The following is an 18,911-nucleotide window of genomic DNA, read 5'->3' on the forward strand; positions in this document are numbered from 1 at the left end:
CGTGGCATGAACCGGCGCAAGGCACTTCGGCTGCTGTTCCTGCTCGTCGCGCTCGGGTTCGGCGCCTGGAGCATCGCGGGGCAGTGGGGGGCGGTCTCCGAAGGTTTCGCCCGGCTGTCGTGGCCGGAGCTCTCCGTTTCGCTGGTCGCCGTTCTCGGGGCGCTGGCCGCGGGCATGATGATGTGGCGCTCGCTGCTCGCCGAATTCGGCTCACCGCTGTCCCTCACCAGCGCAGCGAAGATCTTCTTTCTCGGCCAGCTCGGCAAGTACATCCCCGGCTCGGCGGTGCACGTCATGCTCGCCCAAATGGAGATGGGCCGCGACCACGGCATCCCGAGATCCCGCAGCGCCGCGGCGTTCTTCTTGACGTATCCGATCTACCTGGCGACCGGGCTGCTCGTGGGGGTGGTCACGCTCCCCGTGATCGGCGGTGATTCGGTCGCGCGCTACGCCTGGCTCCTGCTCCTCGTCCCCGTGCTCGCCGTGGCCCTCCATCCGAGGATCGTGAACCCGGTGATCGGCTTCGGGCTCAGGCGGTTGCGCAGGCCGCCCCTGGAGCGGCCGCTGACCCGCCGCGGCATCCTCACCGCCGTCGGATGGGCGCTCGCGGGGTGGGCGGCGTACGGCGTGCATCTCGCGATGATCGTCCATGGTCTCGGCGCCAGGGGAGCCGACGCGTTGATCCTCAGTTTCGGCGCCTTCGCGCTGGCATGGTGTCTGGGCACACTGGCGATCGTCTTCCCGGCCGGAGCGGGCGTGCGGGAGGTCGCCATGGTGGCCGCTCTCGCCCCGGTGCTCGATCGGGGGTCCGCCATCGCGGCCGCGCTCTGCTCCCGGCTCATCGTCTCCGTGGGCGACCTCGTGTGCGCAGCACTGGCCGGCCTTGCCTCCCGGAGATCGGTCCAGCCGTCCGGCCGACCTGTGGAGAAGCACTGATCGGCCGAACCGTACAGGCCATGTCCATGCGGTGTCCACGGGAACAATGGAGTGATGGAACATGGAGAATTCGTCAGCGGGGCGCCCCTTGTGTCAGTCCGACGAAGAATGGGGACCTAGGCTAACCTCGCGGCTGTGAGGGAGAGTTCTTTGCAGTCGACGGAGCCTTCGGAGGCTTTGGAAGCGATCCTGCTCGTCGGGGGTCAAGGCACCCGGTTGCGGCCTTTGACGCTTCATACGCCCAAGCCGCTGCTTCCGACGGCGGGGGTACCCTTCCTCGCTCACCAGCTGGCCAAGGCCCATGCGTACGGTGTACGTCGGATCGTGTTCGCCACGTCCTACCGCGCCGCGATGTTCGCCGAGGCGTTCGGAGACGGCTCGGCGTTCGGCCTCGAGATCGTTTACATGACCGAGGAGAGCCCGCTCGGCACGGGCGGAGCCATCCGCAACGCCGCCGAGGCGCTCACCTGCCCGCCGGACGCGCCCGTGCTCGTGCTCAACGGCGACATCCTGTCGGGGCACGACATCTCGGCCCAGGTCGCCCTTCATCGCTCGCGGGGCGCGGCGGTGACACTGCACCTGACCGAGGTGGACGACCCGACGCGTTTCGGATGCGTCCCGACGACGCCCGACGGCAGGGTCACCGCGTTCCTGGAGAAGACACCCACGCCGGTGACCAACCGGATCAACGCGGGCTGTTACGTGTTCCAGCGGTCGGTCATCGACTCGATTCCGGCGGGGGAGGTGGTCTCCGTCGAGCGGGAGACCTTCCCCGGCCTCATCGAGGCCGGCGAGCTCGTCCTCGGGTACGCCGACGGGTCCTACTGGCTCGACGTCGGCACGCCGGCGGCGTTCGTTCAGGGCTCCGCCGACCTGGTGCAGGGACGGCTGACCTCCTCGGCGCTGCCCGGAACCGCGGGAGAGTGCCTCCTCCTCGACGGGGCCATGGTGTCGCCCGAGGCCAAGGTGACCGGCGGCACGGTGGTCGGCGCCCGCGCGACGGTCGAGGCCGGTGCGAGCGTGCGCGGCAGCGTGCTCGCCGACGACTGCGTGGTGGCCGCGGGTGCGGTCGTCGTCGACTCGGTCGTCGGCAGCGGCGCCCGCGTCGCCTCAGGAGCCGTGCTGCGCGAGGTGGTCGTCGGGGACGGCGCACTCATCGGCGCGGGCAACGAGCTCATGTCGGGCCTTCGGATCTGGCCGGGTGTCACCCTGCCGGAATGTTCGGTGCGTTTTTCGAGCGACGTCTGAGGCGATTCCGATGACATCGAGCGCCACGGCACTGATCGGCGAACGCCGGTGGAGACCGGCTGCCCCGGTGGACGTGGCACTGACGTTGTCGCCGCACCGGCACGGCGGCGGGGACCCCACCTGGCAGCGCACCGCTGACGGAGCCGTCTGGCGGACGTCGCTCACCCCGGACGGCCCGGGCACGCTGAGGGTCGGCACCCGCTCGGGTGAGGTGCTGGGGCAGGCCTGGGGGCCGGGGGCTCATTGGCTGCTCGAGATGTTGCCGTCGATGCTCGGAGCAGACGACGACTTTCCCGGATTTATCGAACTATTGGGGTCTTTATCCGGATCGGCGTCGGCGGCTTTCGTGGGGGACCTGGCCGCGCGCAACCCCGGTCTGCGGATCGGGCGGACGCGGCGGGTGATGGAGGCGCTCGTGCCCGCCGTACTCGAGCAGAAGGTCGTCGGCAGGGAGGCGTGGCGGGCGTGGAGATGGCTCCTGCACAAATACGGCTCGCCGGCCCCGGGGCCGGCTCCTGACGGCATGGTCGTGATGCCGCCGCCCGACGTCTGGCGGAAGATCCCCTCCTGGGACTGGCACCGCGCCGGGGCAGAGGCCGTACGCGCCCGGACGATCATCAACGCCGCCCGTCACGCGGACAAGCTGGAGTCCGCGGTCGAGTCCGGTGAGGCCGACCGGCTGCTGCGGGCGCTGCCGGGCATCGGGGTGTGGACGTCGGCCGAGGTACGGCAGCGCAGCCACGGGGACCCCGACGCGCCGAGTGTGGGCGACTTCCATCTGCCGGGCGTCGTCGGCTGGGCCCTGAGCGGCAGGAAGACCGACGACGCGGGCATGCTGGAGCTGCTTGAGCCTTTCCGCGGGCATCGGCACCGGGTCGTCAGGTTGATCGAGCTCAGCGGCATCCGCCCCCCGGCCCGCGGCCCCCGCATGCCCGCCCGCGACTACCGCTCATTCTGACGGCCCTTCGAGGCTCCGGGAGTTGGGGGCCGGAATCGTGATGGGGCCGCTCAGCCGCCCACGGGTGGGGCTGGGTAAGTCTGGCGTACTCAGGAAGCCGTAGTGTGCGCGTATGACGGGACACACTGCGATGAACAGCGGGACTCGGCGCGCGCTCGCGCGTGCCCGGGACGGCAAGACCCTCGACGTCGCTGAGGCGACGATCCTGCTGCAAGCGCGTGGCGACGATCTGGAGGCGCTGCTCGACCACGCCTCACGCGTGCGTGACGCCGGTCTGTCCGCCGCCGGGCGGCCGGGAGTCGTCACCTACAGCCGGAAGGTGTTCATCCCGCTGACACGGCTGTGCCGGGATCGTTGCGGTTACTGCACGTTCGCCACCGCCCCCCACAAGCTCGACGCGCCCTTCATGTCGCCGGACGAGGTCCTGGAGGTCGCCCGCCAGGGTGCCGCGATGGGCTGCAAGGAGGCGCTGTTCACCCTGGGGGACCGCCCCGAGGACCGCTGGCACCAGGCCCGTGAATGGCTCGACGCGCACGGCTACGACGACACGTTGTCGTACGTCCGTGCCATGGCGATCCGCGTGCTGGAGGAGACCGGCCTGCTGCCGCACCTCAACCCCGGGGTGATGACGTGGCGCGACCTCCAGCGGCTCAAGCCGGTCGCACCGTCGATGGGCATGATGCTGGAGACCACCTCGCGGCGCCTCTTCGACGAGAAGGGCATGCCGCACTACGGCTCGCCCGACAAGGACCCGGCCGTACGGCTGCGCGTGCTTGAAGACGCCGGACGGTCCAATGTGCCTTTCACCACGGGCATCCTGATCGGCATCGGGGAGTCCATCGAGGACCGAGCCGAGTCGATCTTCGCCATCCGCCGGGTCGCCCGCGAATACGGGGGCATCCAGGAGGTCATCGTCCAGAACTTCCGCGCCAAGCCCGACACGGCGATGCGCGGCATGCCGGACGCCGACCTGCAGGAGCTGGCCGCGACGATCGCCGTCGCCCGCCTCGTGCTCGGGCCGAAGGTCCGCATCCAGGCGCCGCCCAACCTGATCGGCGACGAGTTCACGCTGATGGTCCGGGCAGGCATCGACGACTGGGGCGGCGTATCCCCGCTGACACCCGACCACGTCAACCCGGAGCGTCCCTGGCCGCAGATCGACGATCTCGCGGCTCGTACGGCTGCCGCCGGCTTCGAACTGCGGGAACGTCTGACGATATATCCGGAATATGTGCTGGCTGGGGAGCCGTGGCTCGACCCTCGGCTGAAGCAGCACGTGGCCGCCCTGGCCGACCCGGAGACCGGGCTGGCACGAACCGGCGCCGTCCTGGAGGGTCGTCCCTGGCAGGAGCCCGACGGCGGTTTCGCGGGCGGCCTGCGCACCTCGGGCCGATCTGACCTGCACACGGCCATCGACTCCGAAGGCCGGACCAACGACCGCCGCGACGACTTCGACGACGTCTACGGCGACTGGGAGGCGCTGCGCGACCGTCTGCCCGGCGCGAGCCGTACCGGACATGCGGACGGGACCGTCATGGCGGCCCTGCGGCAGGCGGAGAGCGATCCCGCCCGGCTGACCGACGACCAGGCGCTGGCGCTTCTCGACCTGGCGGGCGATCCGTCCGGGGCCGGCGCCGACGACGCGGGCCTGGACGAGTTGTGCCGCATCGCCGACGGGCTGCGACGCGAAGCGGTGGGCGACGACGTGACCTACGTCGTCAACCGCAACATCAACTTCACCAACGTCTGCTACACCGGCTGCCGGTTCTGCGCGTTCGCGCAGCGGCGCACCGACGCCGACGCCTACACGCTGTCGCTGAGCGAGGTCGCCGACCGGGCGCAGGAGGCCTGGGAGGCCGGCGCCACCGAGGTGTGCATGCAGGGCGGCATCCACCCCGACCTTCCCGGCACCGCCTACTTCGACATCGCCCGCGCGGTCAAGGAACGCAGCCCGGAGATGCACGTGCACGCGTTCTCGCCGATGGAGGTCATCAACGGCGCGAGCCGTACGAACCTGTCCATCGAGGAGTGGCTGCACGCGGCGAGGGAGGCCGGGGTCGACTCGCTGCCCGGCACGGCGGCCGAGATCCTCGACGACGACGTCCGGTGGGTACTCACCAAGGGCAAGCTCCCCGCCCGGGAGTGGATCGACGTCATCACCACCGCCCACAGGGTCGGCATCCCGACGACGTCGACCATGATGTACGGACACGTCGACACGCACGAGCACTGGGTGCGGCACATCCGTCTGATCCGCTCGATCCAGGAGGAGACGGGCGGGTTCAGCGAGTTCGTGCTGCTGCCGTTCGTGCACACCAGCGCCCCCATCTACCTGGCGGGGATCGCCCGCCCGGGGCCGACGGCCAGGGAGAATCGGGCCGTCCACGCGCTGGCGCGGATCATGCTGCACGGCGCGATCGCGAACATCCAGTGCTCCTGGGTCAAGCTCGAAGGTGGCCTGTTCGAGTCGGTGCTGAACGGGGGCGTCAACGACCTCGGCGGCACGCTGATGGAAGAGACGATCAGCCGGATGGCCGGATCAGAGAACGGGTCCTACCGCACCATCAGCCAGATCGCCGAGATGGTCGCGCCGACCGGCCGGCCGTTGCGGCAGCGCACCACGTCGTACGGCACGCCGAGCGAGGAGCGCGTGGAGGCCGCCCGGCGCAGCGACGGAGTCTGCCAGAGCGTACGAAAGATGTTGCCGTTGGCCTGAGCCGCGAGGGGCGCGGCGGCGTATGCCAGAGCGTGCGGAAGACGTTGCCGCGGGGGATCGCGAGGGGCGCGGCGGCGTCTGGACTGAGGAGAGAGAAGGCGAGGGACGAGCTTTCGAACGACGAGGGAAGACGTCGCCTGGAGGCGCCCCGAGCCCGCCTTGCCGGAGGCGAGGCAATTGCGCACGGGGCGCGGCGGCGTCTGGACTGAGGAGGGAGAAGGCGAGGGACGAGCTTTCGAACGACGAGGGAAGGCGTCGCCTGCGGGCGCCCCGAGCCGCCTTGCCGGAGGCGAGGCAATCGAACACGACGAGGGAAGGCGTCGCCTGGAGGCGCCCCGAGCCCGCCTCGCCGGAGGCGAGGCAAATAGACACAGTCAGCCGCGCAGGAAGGCGACCACCGCGAGGACTCTGCGGTGGTCGTCCTCGTCGGGAGGCAGGTCGAGCTTCGTCAGGATGTTGCCGATGTGCTTGCCGACGGCCGCCTCCGACACCACCAAGGCCCGCGCGATCGCGGTGTTCGATCTGCCTTCCGCCATGAGGGCGAGAACCTCGCGCTCGCGCGGGCTGAGGCGTTGCAGCGGGTCGCGGCGGCGGCGTAGCAGTTGCCGTACGACCTCGGGGTCCACGACCGTGCCTCCTGCGGCGATGGTGGTCAGGGCGTCCACGAACTCCTCGACGTCGCCGACCCGGTCTTTGAGGAGATAGCCGACCCCGGTGCCGTCTCCCGAGTCGAGGAGCTCGGTGGCGTAGGTCTGTTCGACGTACTGGCTGAGGACGAGTACGGCGAGGCCGGGCCGGGCTGCGCGCAGCGCGACCGCCGCGCGCAGGCCTTCGTCGGAGAATCCGGGCGGCATGCGCACGTCCGTCACGACGATGTCGGGTTCGTGCGCACCGGCCGCCGCCACCAGCGTTTCGGCGTCGCCCACCGAGGCGACCACACGGTGCCCGAAGCGGGCGAGCAGCGTGGAGAGCCCCTCCCGCAGCAGGACGCTGTCCTCCGCGATGACGATGTTCAGTGGGTGGTCGACGGGCACGGGATCTCCACGCGTAGCAGGGTCGGCCCTCCGGCCGGGCTCGAGAGCATCAGTTTGCCGTCGACCGCGGCGACCCGGTCCGCCAGGCCGGCGAGGCCGGTCCCGGCGTCGGCGTCGGCGCCGCCCACGCCGTCGTCGCGGATCTCCACGGTCAGGCGCCGGTCGTCCAGCCTGCCGGTCACCCAGGCCTGCCCGGCCTGGCTGTGCTTGGCCACATTGGCCAGCGCCTCGCTCACGACGAAGTAGGCGACGGACTCCACCGCCTCAGGCAGCCGGCGGGGGATCTCGACGGCGGTTTCGACGGGCACCGGCGACCGGTCGGCCAGCTCCGCCAGAGCGGCGGGCAGGCCCCGGTCGACGAGGATCCGCGGATGGATGCCGCGGATGAGGTCGCGGATCTCCGCCAGGGCGAGCTTGGCCTCCTCGTGGGCCCTGGCGACGAGGCCGGCCGCCTCTTCGCCGTGGGAGACCTTGGCCAGTCCCAGCGTCATGGTCAGCGCGACCAGCCGCTGCTGGGCGCCGTCGTGCAGGTCACGCTCGATGCGCCGCCGCTCGACCTCGAAGGCCTCGACGAGACGGGTGCGCGAGCGGGTCAGCTCGGCCAGTCGCTCGCCGCTCTCGCCCTTCCTGGGCGTGAGCATCAGCCGGGCCAGCATGGCGTGGGCCGTCGCCAGCGCCGTGAGCGGGTACGCGGCCAGGACCAGGATGACGACACCCGCGATCCCGGCGGTGAAGGCCTCGGGAAGGGTGTCCAGCGGCCAGAACTTGAGCAGGACGACGCTTCCCGCCTGCGCCACGGTGATCGGCGCGCAGATCATGACGAGGGGCACGACGAGGCCGTACGTCACGGCGATCAGCTCGACCGGCCCGAGCACGGTGGCCATCAGGACCGTGTAGCCGAGCGAGCGCCAGGTGGCCTGCTCGGAGAACCGGATCCTGATCCACCGTCTCAGCCCGTGGCCGGGAGGGCGGAACGGAGTGGTGGCCGGCTCCGGATCGATGATCCGTAGGCGCCGGCGTTCCAGCGCCCCCATCGGGATGCCGGCGAGGGCCAGCGCGGCCAGCAGCGGGATGCCCACCAGGACGAGGGTGAGCAGAGCACCCGTGACGAGCCAGGCCAGCAGCAGCACCAGCGCGACCACGCCGACCAGAGCGCCCGTCACCAGGTAGGCCAACGCCCGCCAGGGCAGCGAGGTCGCCGGCAGGTCCCGCCGCCACACCGCCTGCCAGGCGTTCTGAGGACGCATCCGACGACCCTACGAGGTGGCCGCGGCGGCCCGCAGGATGCCCTGGCCCACTTCGGGAGGTAGGGCCAGGCATACCTGCAAACTCGTCCTCGGCCCCGTGTGCCGGGCACGCCGCCGGCGATCTGATTTCTCTCATGAGCGAGACACTCCAGACGCATCCGGGACGTAAGGCCACGAGGGCCGGCGACATGCGCGCGTTCGCGGCGGTCGCGGCGCGCAGGATGGGGGTCGTCGGAGCGGTCGCTCCCAGCTCGCCGGCACTCGCGAGGGCGCTCACGGCCGTCGTGCCGACGACCGGCGCTCCGGTGGTCGTGGAGCTGGGTCCGGGCACCGGGCCCATCAGCGAGGCGATCCGGAGCAGGCTCGCGCCCGGTTCACGCCAGTTGGCCGTCGAGATCGACCCGGGGATGGTGGCGCACCTGCGCCGCGCCAAGCCCTGGCTCGAGGTCGTGCACGGCGACGCGGCCGACCTGGGCTCCCTCCTGGCGGCACAGGGCGTCGACAGGGTCGACGCGGTCGTCAGCACGCTGCCGTGGTCGCTTTTCTCCCCGGAGCAGCAGGGGAGGATCCTCGGAGAGGTCCGCCGGGCGCTCCATCCCGCTGGGGCGTTCACGACGGTGACCTATCTGCACGCCCTGCCGCTTGCGAGGGCCGCGGCGTTCCGCCGGCGCCTGCGGGCCTCCTTCGACGAGGTCATGACCACCTGGCCGGTCTGGCGCAACGTGCCGCCCGGGCTGGCCTACGTGTGCCGCAGGCCGGTGGGTCATGGCTGACCTGCTCGGGCACCTGCAGCCGCCGTTTCTGCTCGCCGTCGCCTGGATGTTCATCGTGGCGGAGGCCGGAACGCTGATCGGCGTAGTGCTCCCGGGGACCAGCGTGCTCGTGGCCCTCGGCTACTTCTCCCACCTGGGGCTGTTGCCGTTCGGCGCGAGCATCGCGGTGGCCGCGTCGGCCGCCGTGGCCGGCACCCACCTCGGCTATTTCCAGGGCCGCAGACGCAGGGACGCCGTCTCGCTCCATCGCCTCGCCGACCGGTTCGCGCCCGAGGCGTGGCGGCGGGGCCGGCGCATGGTCGAGAGGCGCGGCGTCTGGGCGGTGGTGACCGGCCAGTGGTTCGGTAGCGCGCGCACGCTGGTGCCCCGGTTGTCCGGCTGGGCGGGCATGCCGTACCGGACCTTCGCCTCCGCCACCGTGCCCACGGCCTCGGCGTGGGCGGCCACCCTGGTCACGCTCAGCCGCTATCTGGCGCCCGAGGCGATCGAGCAGGTGACCGGCCACCTGGCGGTGGCGGGCCTGCTGCTCGTGCTGATCGTCGTGGCGGTCGTGTACGCCCGCCACCGCGCCCGCGGCCCGGAGGAGGAGAGCCCGCCCCCGTTCAGCGCGTCAGCATGAAATCTGCGGCGTCCCGCGGCGGGCGGCTCTTCGGCGGACCGGCTGGATGCCCGACGGCGACGGCCCCCATCGGATCCCAGCTCTGCGGCAGGTCGAGCACCTTGCGCACGACGTCACGGCAGAACATCGTGGACGACACCCAGGCGGAGCCAAGGCCCTCCACCGCGAGCTGGACGAGCAGGTTCTGCACGCCCGCTCCCGTGGCGACCACGAACATCTCCCGCTCCGAGGCGTTCCTGCGCGCGTCCCTGTAGGTGTGCGAGCCGTCCATGACCAGGCACGGGACGACCAGGTAGGGCGCGTTCCTGAGCACGTCCCCCCGCCTGACCCGCTTCGTGATCGACTCCTCGGAGAAGCCGTCCGAGCGAAGGTCCTCGATCCAGGCGGCCTTCATGGCGTCCAGCAGCTCCGTACGGACCTGTGGGGTCTCCAGCAGGACGAACCGCCACGGCGTCGTGTGATGGGGGGCGGGCGCCGAGACGGCCGCCGCCACGGCCCGCCGTACGGCCGCCGGATCGACCTCACGCGGAGCGAACTCGCGGATCGTACGGCGGGCGAAGACCACGTCGGCCGAGCCGTACCGGAACATGTCCTCGTCCGCGGGCCTGATCAGTGCCCGGGCGCCGGGGCCGTCGTCGGCGGTGACCAGGTCCCCGAGGCCGCGGACGATCGCGACGGGGACGCCCGCGAGCTTGCCCTTGGCCAGTTCCGCCGCGGCCGCGATCTCGTCGATCAGCGCGGTCACCGTGGCGTTGAGGGCGTTGCCGTACGGGTCGGTCCTGCCGCGGAAGTCGTCCAGCGGGCGGACGCCGGCGGCGCCGATCGCCACGTCGGTCAGGCCGTGCCGCCAGGGGCGCCCGAACGTGTCGGAGACGATCACGCCGACGTTGACGCCCAGCGCCTCCCGCAGGCCGGTCCTGATGCGCCGGGCCGAGGCGTCCGGGTCTTCGGGCAGCAGGAGGATCGTGCCGGGAGCCGTGTTGGAGGCGTCGACGCCGGCCGCGGCCATGACGAAGCCGTGCCTGGTCTGCGCGATCACCGTGTCGCCCCGCCGCGCGACCACGCGGACGGTCTCCTCCTCGATCGCCTCCGTACGGCTGTCGCCCTCGCGGACCCGGCCTTCGGCCTTGCTCACGATCTTTGAGGTCACGACGAGGATGTCGCCGTCGTCGAGGCCTGGTTCGGCTGCCGCCACGAGCCTGGCGATGTCGTCCCCGGCGTGGACCTCGGGCAGTCCCGGAATGCCGGTGATGGTGATTGCCACGGGTTCCTCTCGTCTGTCGTGGATCACTGCATGATCACGAAATGTGTTTCCGCTGGTGAGCGGGGCCGCCTGCGAACTTCTGCATGATCACGGCCAGGGTTTGCGCAGGTCGGCGGGTGGGTGCGCGAACTTCTGCATGATCACGCGGGATGGCGGAGGGCGGTGGCGAGGGTGAGGGCGGCGGCGGCGATGTCCCTGGTCGCCTCGGGGGAGTCCATGAGCAGGGGCCTGGCCTCGACCGTCACGCCGTCGAGCGCGACGCCCTTGTCCTCCTCCGCCACGAGCCACCCGTCGAGCAGGCGGGAGCCGTACAGCTCCAGCACGGCCTGGGCGCTCGTCTCCACGCCGATGGCGGTCAGGCAGGCATCGGCCATGCCGCGCACGGGCGCGCCACCGATGATCGGGGAGACGCCGACGACCGTCTTGTCCTCCAAAGCGGCCCGGATGCCGGGGATCTGGAGGATCGTGCCGATGCTGACGACCGGGTTGGACGGCGGCAGGATCACCACGTCGGCGTCCCGGATGGCCTCGAGTACCCCCGGGGCGGGCTCGGCGTCCTCGGCGCCCACGAGCAGGATCTGCTCGGCCGGCACGGACGCCCGCAGTTTCACCCACCACTCCTGGAAGTGGATCGCCCGCCTGCCCTTCTCGTCGGCGACGACGACGTGGGTCTCGGTGCGGTCGTCGGACATCGGCAGGAGCCGCACCCCCGGCTGCCACCGGTCGCACAGCGCCTCGGTGATCTGGGAGAGCGGGTAGCCAGCGGCGAGCATCTGGCTGCGCACGATGTGGGTCGCGAAGTCGCGGTCGCCGAGGCCGAACCACTGGGGCTCCATCCCGTAGGCCGCGAGCTCCTCCTTGACCGTGTGGCTTTCGTCTCTCCGGCCCCAGCCCTGCTCCTCGTTGATGCCGCCGCCGAGGGTGTACATGACGGTGTCGAGGTCGGGGCAGACCCGCAAGCCGAACAGAGTGATGTCGTCACCGGTGTTGCCGATGACGGTGATCTCGGAATCGGGGGCCGCCGCCTTGAGGCCGCGAAGGAAGCGGGCGCCGCCGATTCCTCCAGCTAGGGACACGATGCGCATGGATGACAGTCTTCCACCGCACTGTGAGCGGACTGCGAATACCTACCCTTGGATTGTTGTGAAAGATGGGCTTATACGCGCTTGGGCGTCCCATGAGGTTCTTGGGTCCGCCGACACCAATGTCGGGCATGTGCGAAACTGCCCGAGTGCGTTTCGGACCGATGGGGGTAGACGTGCTCAAGGTCGACATCAGACGGTTGCGTGAGCCGGCGGCGCTGGCCATTGTCGCGGCGGTGCTCATCGGCGTGCTCGTCGCCGCCGGACGTCTGCTGATCGGTTCCGGCGCGGGCTTGACCTTCGGTGTGCGCTCCCTCGGCACGCTGGGGACGTTCGCGTCCCCGACCAACACCCTGCTGCTCGTGGTCGCGGTGCTCCTCGTGACCAAGCTCGGCGAGGTGACGCCCCGCGCCGTCCTCGTCCTGCGCGGCGCCGCCGCGGCCTTCGGCCTGAGCCTCCTGTTCGGCGTCCTCGCACTGCTCGGCGTGCTGATCGGCGCGCCGGAGTTCCGCGACAAGTTCGAGAACCTCATCACGGGCCTTCCGATGCTCGCCCTCACCGCCATCGGCCTGGCCTTCGCGACCAGCTCGCTGGCGGAGCTCGCCACCTCCCGCCCCGCCGCGCAGTCCACCGGAGGCTTCTACGGCTCCGAGGGCGGCTACTCGTCCGATCCCTACTCCCAGGGATACGGCCAGCAGCCCGCGCAGCAGGCCCACGGCGCCCAGGCGGGCTCCGGGGCCTACGGCCAGCTCTCCGCTCCCGTCGACCAGCAGCAGTACGGCCAGGACGCCTACGGCTACGCGCAGGAGCGGCCGAACGACGCCTACGGCGCCCAGACCCCGGCCGCGCCGCAGGCCGACGCGTACGGGGCGCGGCAGGCCGACGCATACGCCCAGCAGGCCTACGGGGCGTCCGCTCCCAACGCGCAGGCCGCGGCCGCGCAGCCGCAGGCCCAGCAGCCCTACCAGACGAGCAACCCCTACGACCAGTACGGCGCGGCCGCCTACCAGCAGGACCAGTCCGGCGGGCAGGGCTACGGCCAGAGCGGCCAGGCGTACGGCGCGGACAGGCAGGCGTCCTCCAGCGCGTACGGCCAGCAATCCGAGGCGGCCGCACCGTCCGGCGGCTATTCCCAGCCGGCGGCCCCGGTGACGGGAAGCCCGATGGGTGCGGCCCCGACGCAGGGCACGCAGACCCCCGCGGCGCAGCCGAGCCAGCCCGCCGCGGCGCAGGGCTCGGCCTACGACCAGTACGGCTACGCCGTGCAGCAGCCGGAGACCGGCGGTTACGGCCAGCAGTCTTACGGCAGCGAAGGCGTCGGCTACCAGCAGGCCGCGCCTGCCGACGCCCAGGGATACACCCAGGGCTCCTACCAGGAGGCCGCCCAGCCCGGCCACCACGGAGCCGCTCCCTCCCAGCCCCAGACGAGCACGCAGCCGGGCGCCCACCCCTCCCCGTCCGGCGGCTCCCATGGGCTCGGTGAGGCCCGGCAGTACGACCAGCAGTACGGCCAGCAGGGCGCCTTCGCGGGCTACTCCTCCCAGCAGTACGCCGACGGCGGTGCGGCGGGCGGCTCCCAGTCGTCATTCGACCGCACCGACCCGCGGGAGCAGCAGATCGCGCAGGCCTACCAGCAGGCCCAGAGCTACCAGCAGCTCACCCCGGCGACCGACTACTCCAGCGGCCCGACGGGCCCGGCGTCGCCGTACGACAACCCGCTCGGCCACCCCCAGCGCGGCCAGGACCCGGCCTCCTACACCCCCGCCTCCGAGTCCGCCGAGCAGACCGCCCGCTTCGATCCGCCCGCCTACCCCGGAGACGCGCTCAGCGGCCCCGCTCGCCGTGAGGAGCCGCTCGACCCCACCGCCATCTACGCCCCCGAGCGTGGCCAGGCAAAGTATGAGGAAGGTTCCGGCACTGATCAGGCAGGACACCAGGGCGACCCCAATGCCCATTGGTATGGTTCCGAACGCTGATAGGACCGAAGATCGGGGCGTACGAACCGGGGCAAGCAGGTCTTTCCCCGGGTATCGGTATGCCGCTTGACGCCACACGCGGCACGCGCGTGTAATTACAGACGTGTTGTTACGCCTCCCCGTGGGTGGGTAAGGGGGGAGGCGTTTTGGGGGGCTCCAATGTGGGCGGGCGAGCGACAGGGAGGTGTGCAATGACCGATGTGGTCATGGCACAGGCGCTCGATGGTGAAGATCTTGGGTGGCAGGAGCGTGCGTTGTGCGCTCAGACCGACCCGGAGGCGTTCTTTCCCGAAAAGGGTGGCTCCACCAGAGAAGCCAAGAAGGTGTGCCGTTCGTGCGAAGTGCGGGCGGAGTGCCTGGAATACGCGCTCGAGCACGATGAGCGCTTCGGCATCTGGGGTGGGCTGTCCGAGCGGGAAAGGCGCAGGATCAAGCGTCAAGCAGTGTGAAGCATGATGTGAGTCATGCGGTGGGATCACGGGCGGGGGCCACGCGGCGACGCGTGGCCCCCGCCCGTGGTTTATAGGCCCTGTCCGTGAGCCTTGATCTCTGAGCGTCGGCCGGTTCGGGCCCGCGGCGTCCTGCCTGCTAACGGTTCGGCGCACGTGCGATCGGCAGAGCCCGGTTGCCGTATCGTGGTCGGCGCTCAGCCGTACGACCCCAAGGACCCCCGACGTGCACTCGGTCACCGCGATCGTCGTCGCCCACGACGGCGCCCGCTGGCTCCAGGAGACGCTGACGGCGGTCAGGCGCCAGAGCCGGCCGCTCGATCTCATCGTCGGCGTGGACAACGGCAGCCGCGACGGCAGCGGGCAGATGCTCGCCGAGGCGCTCGGCAGCGGAAACGTGCTGAACCTGTCCAGGTCGGCCGGCTTCGGCGACGCCGTCCACGAAGTGCTCCGCAGGCTCCCTCCTGCCCAGCCCCGCCAGGCGGGCGGCGCGGAATGGGTCTGGCTGCTCCACGACGACTGCGCGCCCGACGCCCACGCGCTCGAGGCACTCCTGTGGGCGGCCGACCTGAATCCGGACGCGGCGATCCTCGGGCCCAAGCTGTGCGACTGGCTCGATCGGCGCGTCCTGCTGGAGATCGGCGTCACCGTCAGCCGTTCGGGCATACGCGACACCGGTCTCGAGCCCAGGGAGTACGACCAGGGCCAGCACGACGGCGACGGCTTTCTCGACGTGCTGTCGGTCTCCACGGCCGGCATGCTGATCAGGCGCGAGGTCTGGGACGAGTTGTCCGGCCTCGACCCCGAGCTCCCGTTGTTCCGCGACGACCTCGACCTGTGCTGGCGGGCTCGCGCCGCGGGCCACCGCGTGCTCAACGTGACCGCGGCCGTCGCCTGGCACGCCGAGGCGTCCACCCGTCGCCGCAGGCGGATCTCGGCGAGCAACGACCACCCCCGGCGGCTGGACCGGCGCAACGCGCTGCTCGTCATCATGGCGAACCTGCCGTTCCTGGCCCTCATGCGGTCGATCGTCCGCAACATCGTGGGCTCGGCGTTCCGGACCGTGCTGTTCCTTGTCGCCAAGCAGCCCGCCAATGCGCTCGACGAGATCGCGGCGCTCGGCTCCGTGCTCGGCAAGCCGGGACGGCTCAGGCGGGCTCGCAAGCGGCGCAGGAAAGACCGCAAGAGCGGTTACGCGGCGGTCGCGAGGCTGCTGACGCCCTCGGGGGCCACACTCAGGCGGCTGGCCGACATGGTGCAGGGCTTCATCGCGGGCGCGGGCCCCGTCGACTCCGCGGGCCGTCACCACGCGTCCGCGGGCGCCTCCGACGAGGAGGACGGCGAGGAGCTGCTCAGCGACTCCGGGCTGGTCCAGCGGATGTTCACCAGCCCCGGCGTGCTCCTGTGCGCCGCGCTCCTGGCGGTCGCCCTCGCGGCCGAGCGCTCGCTGCTGTTCGGCGGCCTGCTCGGCGGCGGCTCGCTGGTGCCCGTCACCGGCGGCGCCTCCGACCTGTGGCGGCTCTACACCGAGAACCACCACGTGACGGGCCTCGGCTCGGACACCTGGACCCCGCCGTACGTCGCGATCCTCGCGGCCGTCTCCACGCTCTTCCTCGGCAAGACATGGCTCGCGGTCAGCGTGCTGCTCCTCGGATGCGTGCCACTCGCCGGGTTCTCCGCGTATACGGCGACCAAGAAGATGATCCCGTACGTGCCCGCGCGGATCTGGCTGGCCGCGACCTACGCGCTGCTGCCCGTCGCCACGGGAGCGGTGGCCGCCGGCCGCCTGGGCACCGCGGTCGTGTTCGCCCTGCTGCCGGTCTACGCGGCGCTGGCCACGAGGATCGTCGCGGGCTCACGCCGGGCGGCCTGGGGATTCGGGCTGCTCCTCACGGTGGGCACCGCCTTCGTCCCCCTTCTCTACGTGCTGGTGGCCGTTCTCGGCGGCCTCGCGGCGGTGTCGTTCGCCGGTGTGCGCAGGGGGGTCGGCGTGGCCCTCGCCATCGGCCTCGGCACGCCGGTTCTCCTGCTCTTCCCGTGGCTCGCCCAGCTCGTGACCGACCCCGGCCGGATCCTGCTCGAGTCGGGCCTGCACGACGTCGCGCTGAGCGACCCCCGGCTGGGCGCCGAATCCATCCTGCTGCTGAGCCCCGGCGGGCCGGGCATGCCGCCCGTCTGGGTGACCGGCGGCCTGATCGCCGTCGCCCTGACGGCCCTGCTGCTGCGCCGCCACCAGATGGTGGTGGCGATCGGCTGGGGCGTCATGGTCTTCGGCGTGCTGGTGGCGATTGTGGTCGGGCGCGTGACCGTCGACGGTGTGGCCGCCTGGCCGGGCGTCCCCCTGGCCTTCGCCGCCACCGGCCTGCTCGTGGCGGCGGCCCATCCCGCACGCCGCATCGCCGAGTTCGCGGCCAAGGGGGGCCTGCGCCGCCTGGGCGGCCTGCTCATCGTGGTGGTCGCGTTCGCGACGCCGCTCGCGGCGGCCGGGTTGTGGATCAAGGGCGGCGCCGACGGCCCGCTCCAGCGCGGTGTGCGCGACCCCATGCCGGTGCTCGCCGCCGTCGGGACCGGCAAGGGGCAGGCCACCCTGGTGTTGCGGTCCGACCACGGCGTCGTGGGCTACACCTTGCTGCGCGGACGCGCGCCGCTGATCGGCGAGTCCGACCTCCCGGCGTCCCCCGACGCGAGCAGCCGGTTGGGGGCCGCCGTGGCGGGGCTGGCCTCAGGGAGGGGCGGCTCCTACGCCCGGGTCCTCCTCGCGGACGGCGTGCAGTTCGTCACCGTGCCCAGACCGGTCGACCCCGGGCTGAGCCGCACGCTCGACTCCGAGCCCACGCTCGAGCGGGTGAGCCTGTCGGCGAACGGCGGGTTGTGGCGGATGGTTCAGCCGGCGGCAGTGCGGCCGCCCGCCGCAGGAGACTCCACGCACAGGCTCTGGTTGTGGGCACAGGCGACGATCTTGGTCGTCGTGTTGATCCTGGCTTCTCCCGGCGCCCGTTCGGCGGAGGGCGAGGACGAGTACGTCGAGGTCCCCGTGGAGGAGCCGCGAGGACGCCGCAGGGCTGGTGGGGATCGGGTGCCGGTGTGAAGAGTCTGATCGAGAACCGCTTCGGCCTCCTGGCGCTGGTGCTGGTCGCCCTGGGCGCCCTGTACGGCGTGGCCTACGGCACCAGGCCCGCGGCGCAGGCCGACACCCCGCCGCGGCCCGTGCGCGCGCCCATGGAGTCGGTGACCGCCGTCTGCCCTGCGGCGGGCGGCAGCACCCTCAGCGTGGTGACGCCTCCCGCGGGTCAGACCCGGGACCAGGGCGAGGGCGGGGGCGGCGCCGTCGTGGCCCCGCTCCAGCAGCCCGCGGACGCGGCACAGGACGCCACGAAGCCGAACACGGGTAAGCAGGCGAAGGCGAAGAAGGCCGCGGGCGAGCCGGTCTCGCTCCAGCGAACCGGCGTGTTGTGGCAGCAGGCCATGACCGCCGGCACGGGGGCGGTGTCGGTCGCCGCCTCGGGGCCGATGGCCGCGGGCCTGGAGGGGTCGCAGACGGCGCGACTGGAGTCGGGCAGCCAGCGTGGTCTGGCCTCCACCCGCTGCGTAGAGCCCGGCGCGGACGCCTGGTTCGTCGGCCCGGGCCCGGCGGCCGCCACGATGACGCTCTACGTCGCGAACGCCGACGAGGCGCCCGCGGACATCCAGATCATGATCTATTCGGGTGAGGGCCTGGTGCTCAACGACCGGGGGAGCGGCCTGGTCCTCAAGCCGGGTGAGAACCGTACGGTCAACCTCCGCGATCTCGCCCCGTCGCCGCTGGTGATGGCCGTCCAGGTCAGCACGAGCGGAGGCAGGGTCGCCGCGGCGGTCAAGGCGGTGCTCGGCAAGGGCAAGGGTGTCGACTGGCTGCCCGTCGCCGCTCCGCCGGCCAAGCAGGTCGTGGTTCCCGGCATCCCCGGTACGGCAGGCCTGCGCGAGCTCTACGTCACCGCCCCCGGCGGCCAGGACACCGTGGTCCAGGTGAAGGCCGTGCTCAAGGACGGTTCGTACGCGCTGAAGAACAAGGAGACCGTCGAGGTGCCGGCGGGCTCGACCACGACGTTCGACCTGTCGACGGGCATCGGCGGCCAGCCGGCCGCCCTTCTGCTGACCTCGGACATCCCCATCGTGGCCGGTCTGAAGATCACCGGCACCGGGATGAGCCAGGACGTCGCCTTCACCGCGGGGGCGCCGTCCATCGACCTCGGCACCGTCGTGGCCGACAACCGGGTCGAGCGAGGGGTGAGCTCCCGCCTGGTGTTGTCCGCGCCGTTCTCCGGGGCCACGGTGAAGGTCCAGTTGCTGCCCAAGCAGGGCACGCCGCCTGATCCGGTCGAGGTCAAGGTGCCGGCGGCCAGGACGAAGGAGATCAACCTCAAGGCCCCGCCCGGAGGAGACGGCCGCTTCGCCGTCTTCGTGCAGCCGGAGCCGGGGTCGGGGCCCGTCTACGGAGGCCGGGCCATCGTGGAGGACCTGCGGAGCGGGCAGATGATCACGACGCAGCCCTTCGCGCCCGCCACCATCTGGGCGCTTGTGCCGCCCACCGCCGACTCCCCGAGCGTGGTGCTGCCCTGAGGCCGGTCTG

Annotated in this window: 14 protein-coding genes; 10 read left to right on the forward strand and 4 right to left on the reverse strand. The window is 71.7% G+C overall.

From position 1 onward, the window contains the following. The first annotated feature begins 6 nt into the window (after positions 1-6). From Pth03_RS08270 to Pth03_RS08285, 4 genes are all read left to right on the forward strand, one after another. Positions 7-936 carry a lysylphosphatidylglycerol synthase transmembrane domain-containing protein gene (locus Pth03_RS08270; RefSeq protein ID WP_203943535.1) on the forward strand — a complete coding sequence of 310 codons (930 nt, stop codon included), beginning with the start codon at positions 7-9 and terminating at the stop codon, positions 934-936. Positions 937-1,086: 150 nt separating this feature from the next. Further along, entirely contained in the window at positions 1,087-2,184 is a 1,098-nt protein-coding gene (manB, locus tag Pth03_RS08275) for a mannose-1-phosphate guanylyltransferase (protein WP_239118850.1), read from the forward strand. A gap of 10 nt (positions 2,185-2,194) precedes the next feature. Further along, positions 2,195-3,142 carry a DNA-3-methyladenine glycosylase family protein gene (locus Pth03_RS08280; RefSeq protein WP_203943536.1) on the forward strand — a complete coding sequence of 316 codons (948 nt, stop codon included), beginning with the start codon at positions 2,195-2,197 and terminating at the stop codon, positions 3,140-3,142. Between the two features lie 112 nt (positions 3,143-3,254). Continuing rightward, positions 3,255-5,858, forward strand: a complete 2,604-nt coding sequence (locus tag Pth03_RS08285; RefSeq protein WP_203943537.1) for a bifunctional FO biosynthesis protein CofGH — start codon at positions 3,255-3,257, stop codon at positions 5,856-5,858. A gap of 374 nt (positions 5,859-6,232) precedes the next feature. On the opposite strand, the gene Pth03_RS08290 is transcribed toward Pth03_RS08285, so the two are convergent. Beyond that, positions 6,233-6,892 (reverse strand): response regulator, encoded by a 660-nt coding sequence (locus Pth03_RS08290; RefSeq protein ID WP_239118851.1) that lies wholly within the window; start codon positions 6,890-6,892, stop codon positions 6,233-6,235. Then, the gene (locus tag Pth03_RS08295; protein ID WP_203943538.1) at positions 6,871-8,139 is read right to left on the reverse strand and encodes a sensor histidine kinase; all 1,269 of its coding nucleotides are present in this window, start codon (positions 8,137-8,139) and stop codon (positions 6,871-6,873) included. Before Pth03_RS08295 ends, Pth03_RS08290 begins: the two co-directional genes overlap by 22 nt. A gap of 134 nt (positions 8,140-8,273) precedes the next feature. Here Pth03_RS08295 and Pth03_RS08300 point away from each other — a divergent pair, with 134 nt between their 5' ends. Beyond that, positions 8,274-8,912 carry a class I SAM-dependent methyltransferase gene (locus Pth03_RS08300; protein WP_239118852.1) on the forward strand — a complete coding sequence of 213 codons (639 nt, stop codon included), beginning with the start codon at positions 8,274-8,276 and terminating at the stop codon, positions 8,910-8,912. Then, on the forward strand, positions 8,905-9,531 hold the full coding sequence (locus Pth03_RS08305) for a DedA family protein (RefSeq protein ID WP_203943539.1): 627 nt from the start codon (positions 8,905-8,907) through the stop codon (positions 9,529-9,531). Before Pth03_RS08300 ends, Pth03_RS08305 begins: the two co-directional genes overlap by 8 nt. Here Pth03_RS08305 and Pth03_RS08310 read toward each other — a convergent pair. Continuing rightward, complete coding sequence (locus tag Pth03_RS08310) at positions 9,515-10,795, reverse strand: coenzyme F420-0:L-glutamate ligase (protein ID WP_203943540.1); 1,281 nt, start codon at positions 10,793-10,795, stop codon at positions 9,515-9,517. The genes Pth03_RS08305 and Pth03_RS08310 overlap by 17 nt on opposite strands. Before the next feature lie 140 nt (positions 10,796-10,935). Next, on the reverse strand, positions 10,936-11,880 hold the full coding sequence (cofD, locus tag Pth03_RS08315; protein ID WP_203943541.1) for a 2-phospho-L-lactate transferase: 945 nt from the start codon (positions 11,878-11,880) through the stop codon (positions 10,936-10,938). A 146-nt stretch (positions 11,881-12,026) separates the two neighbouring features. On the opposite strand from cofD, the gene Pth03_RS08320 reads away from it, so the two are divergent. The 4 genes from Pth03_RS08320 to Pth03_RS08335 all read left to right on the forward strand — a co-directional run bounded on the left by Pth03_RS08320 (position 12,027) and on the right by Pth03_RS08335 (position 18,901). Next, positions 12,027-13,853, forward strand: a complete 1,827-nt coding sequence (locus tag Pth03_RS08320; RefSeq protein ID WP_203943542.1) for a hypothetical protein — start codon at positions 12,027-12,029, stop codon at positions 13,851-13,853. 191 nt (positions 13,854-14,044) lie between these two features. Continuing rightward, positions 14,045-14,302, forward strand: coding sequence for a WhiB family transcriptional regulator (locus Pth03_RS08325; protein WP_203943543.1), 258 nt, complete (start codon positions 14,045-14,047; stop codon positions 14,300-14,302). A gap of 226 nt (positions 14,303-14,528) precedes the next feature. Then, positions 14,529-17,390, forward strand: coding sequence for a glycosyltransferase family 2 protein (locus Pth03_RS08330; RefSeq protein WP_203943544.1), 2,862 nt, complete (start codon positions 14,529-14,531; stop codon positions 17,388-17,390). Next, positions 17,387-18,901, forward strand: coding sequence for a DUF5719 family protein (locus tag Pth03_RS08335; RefSeq protein ID WP_203943545.1), 1,515 nt, complete (start codon positions 17,387-17,389; stop codon positions 18,899-18,901). Before Pth03_RS08330 ends, Pth03_RS08335 begins: the two co-directional genes overlap by 4 nt. The last annotated feature ends 10 nt before the right edge of the window (positions 18,902-18,911 follow it).

Source organism: Planotetraspora thailandica, from assembly GCF_016863335.1.
GTDB lineage: Bacteria > Actinomycetota > Actinomycetes > Streptosporangiales > Streptosporangiaceae > Planotetraspora > Planotetraspora thailandica.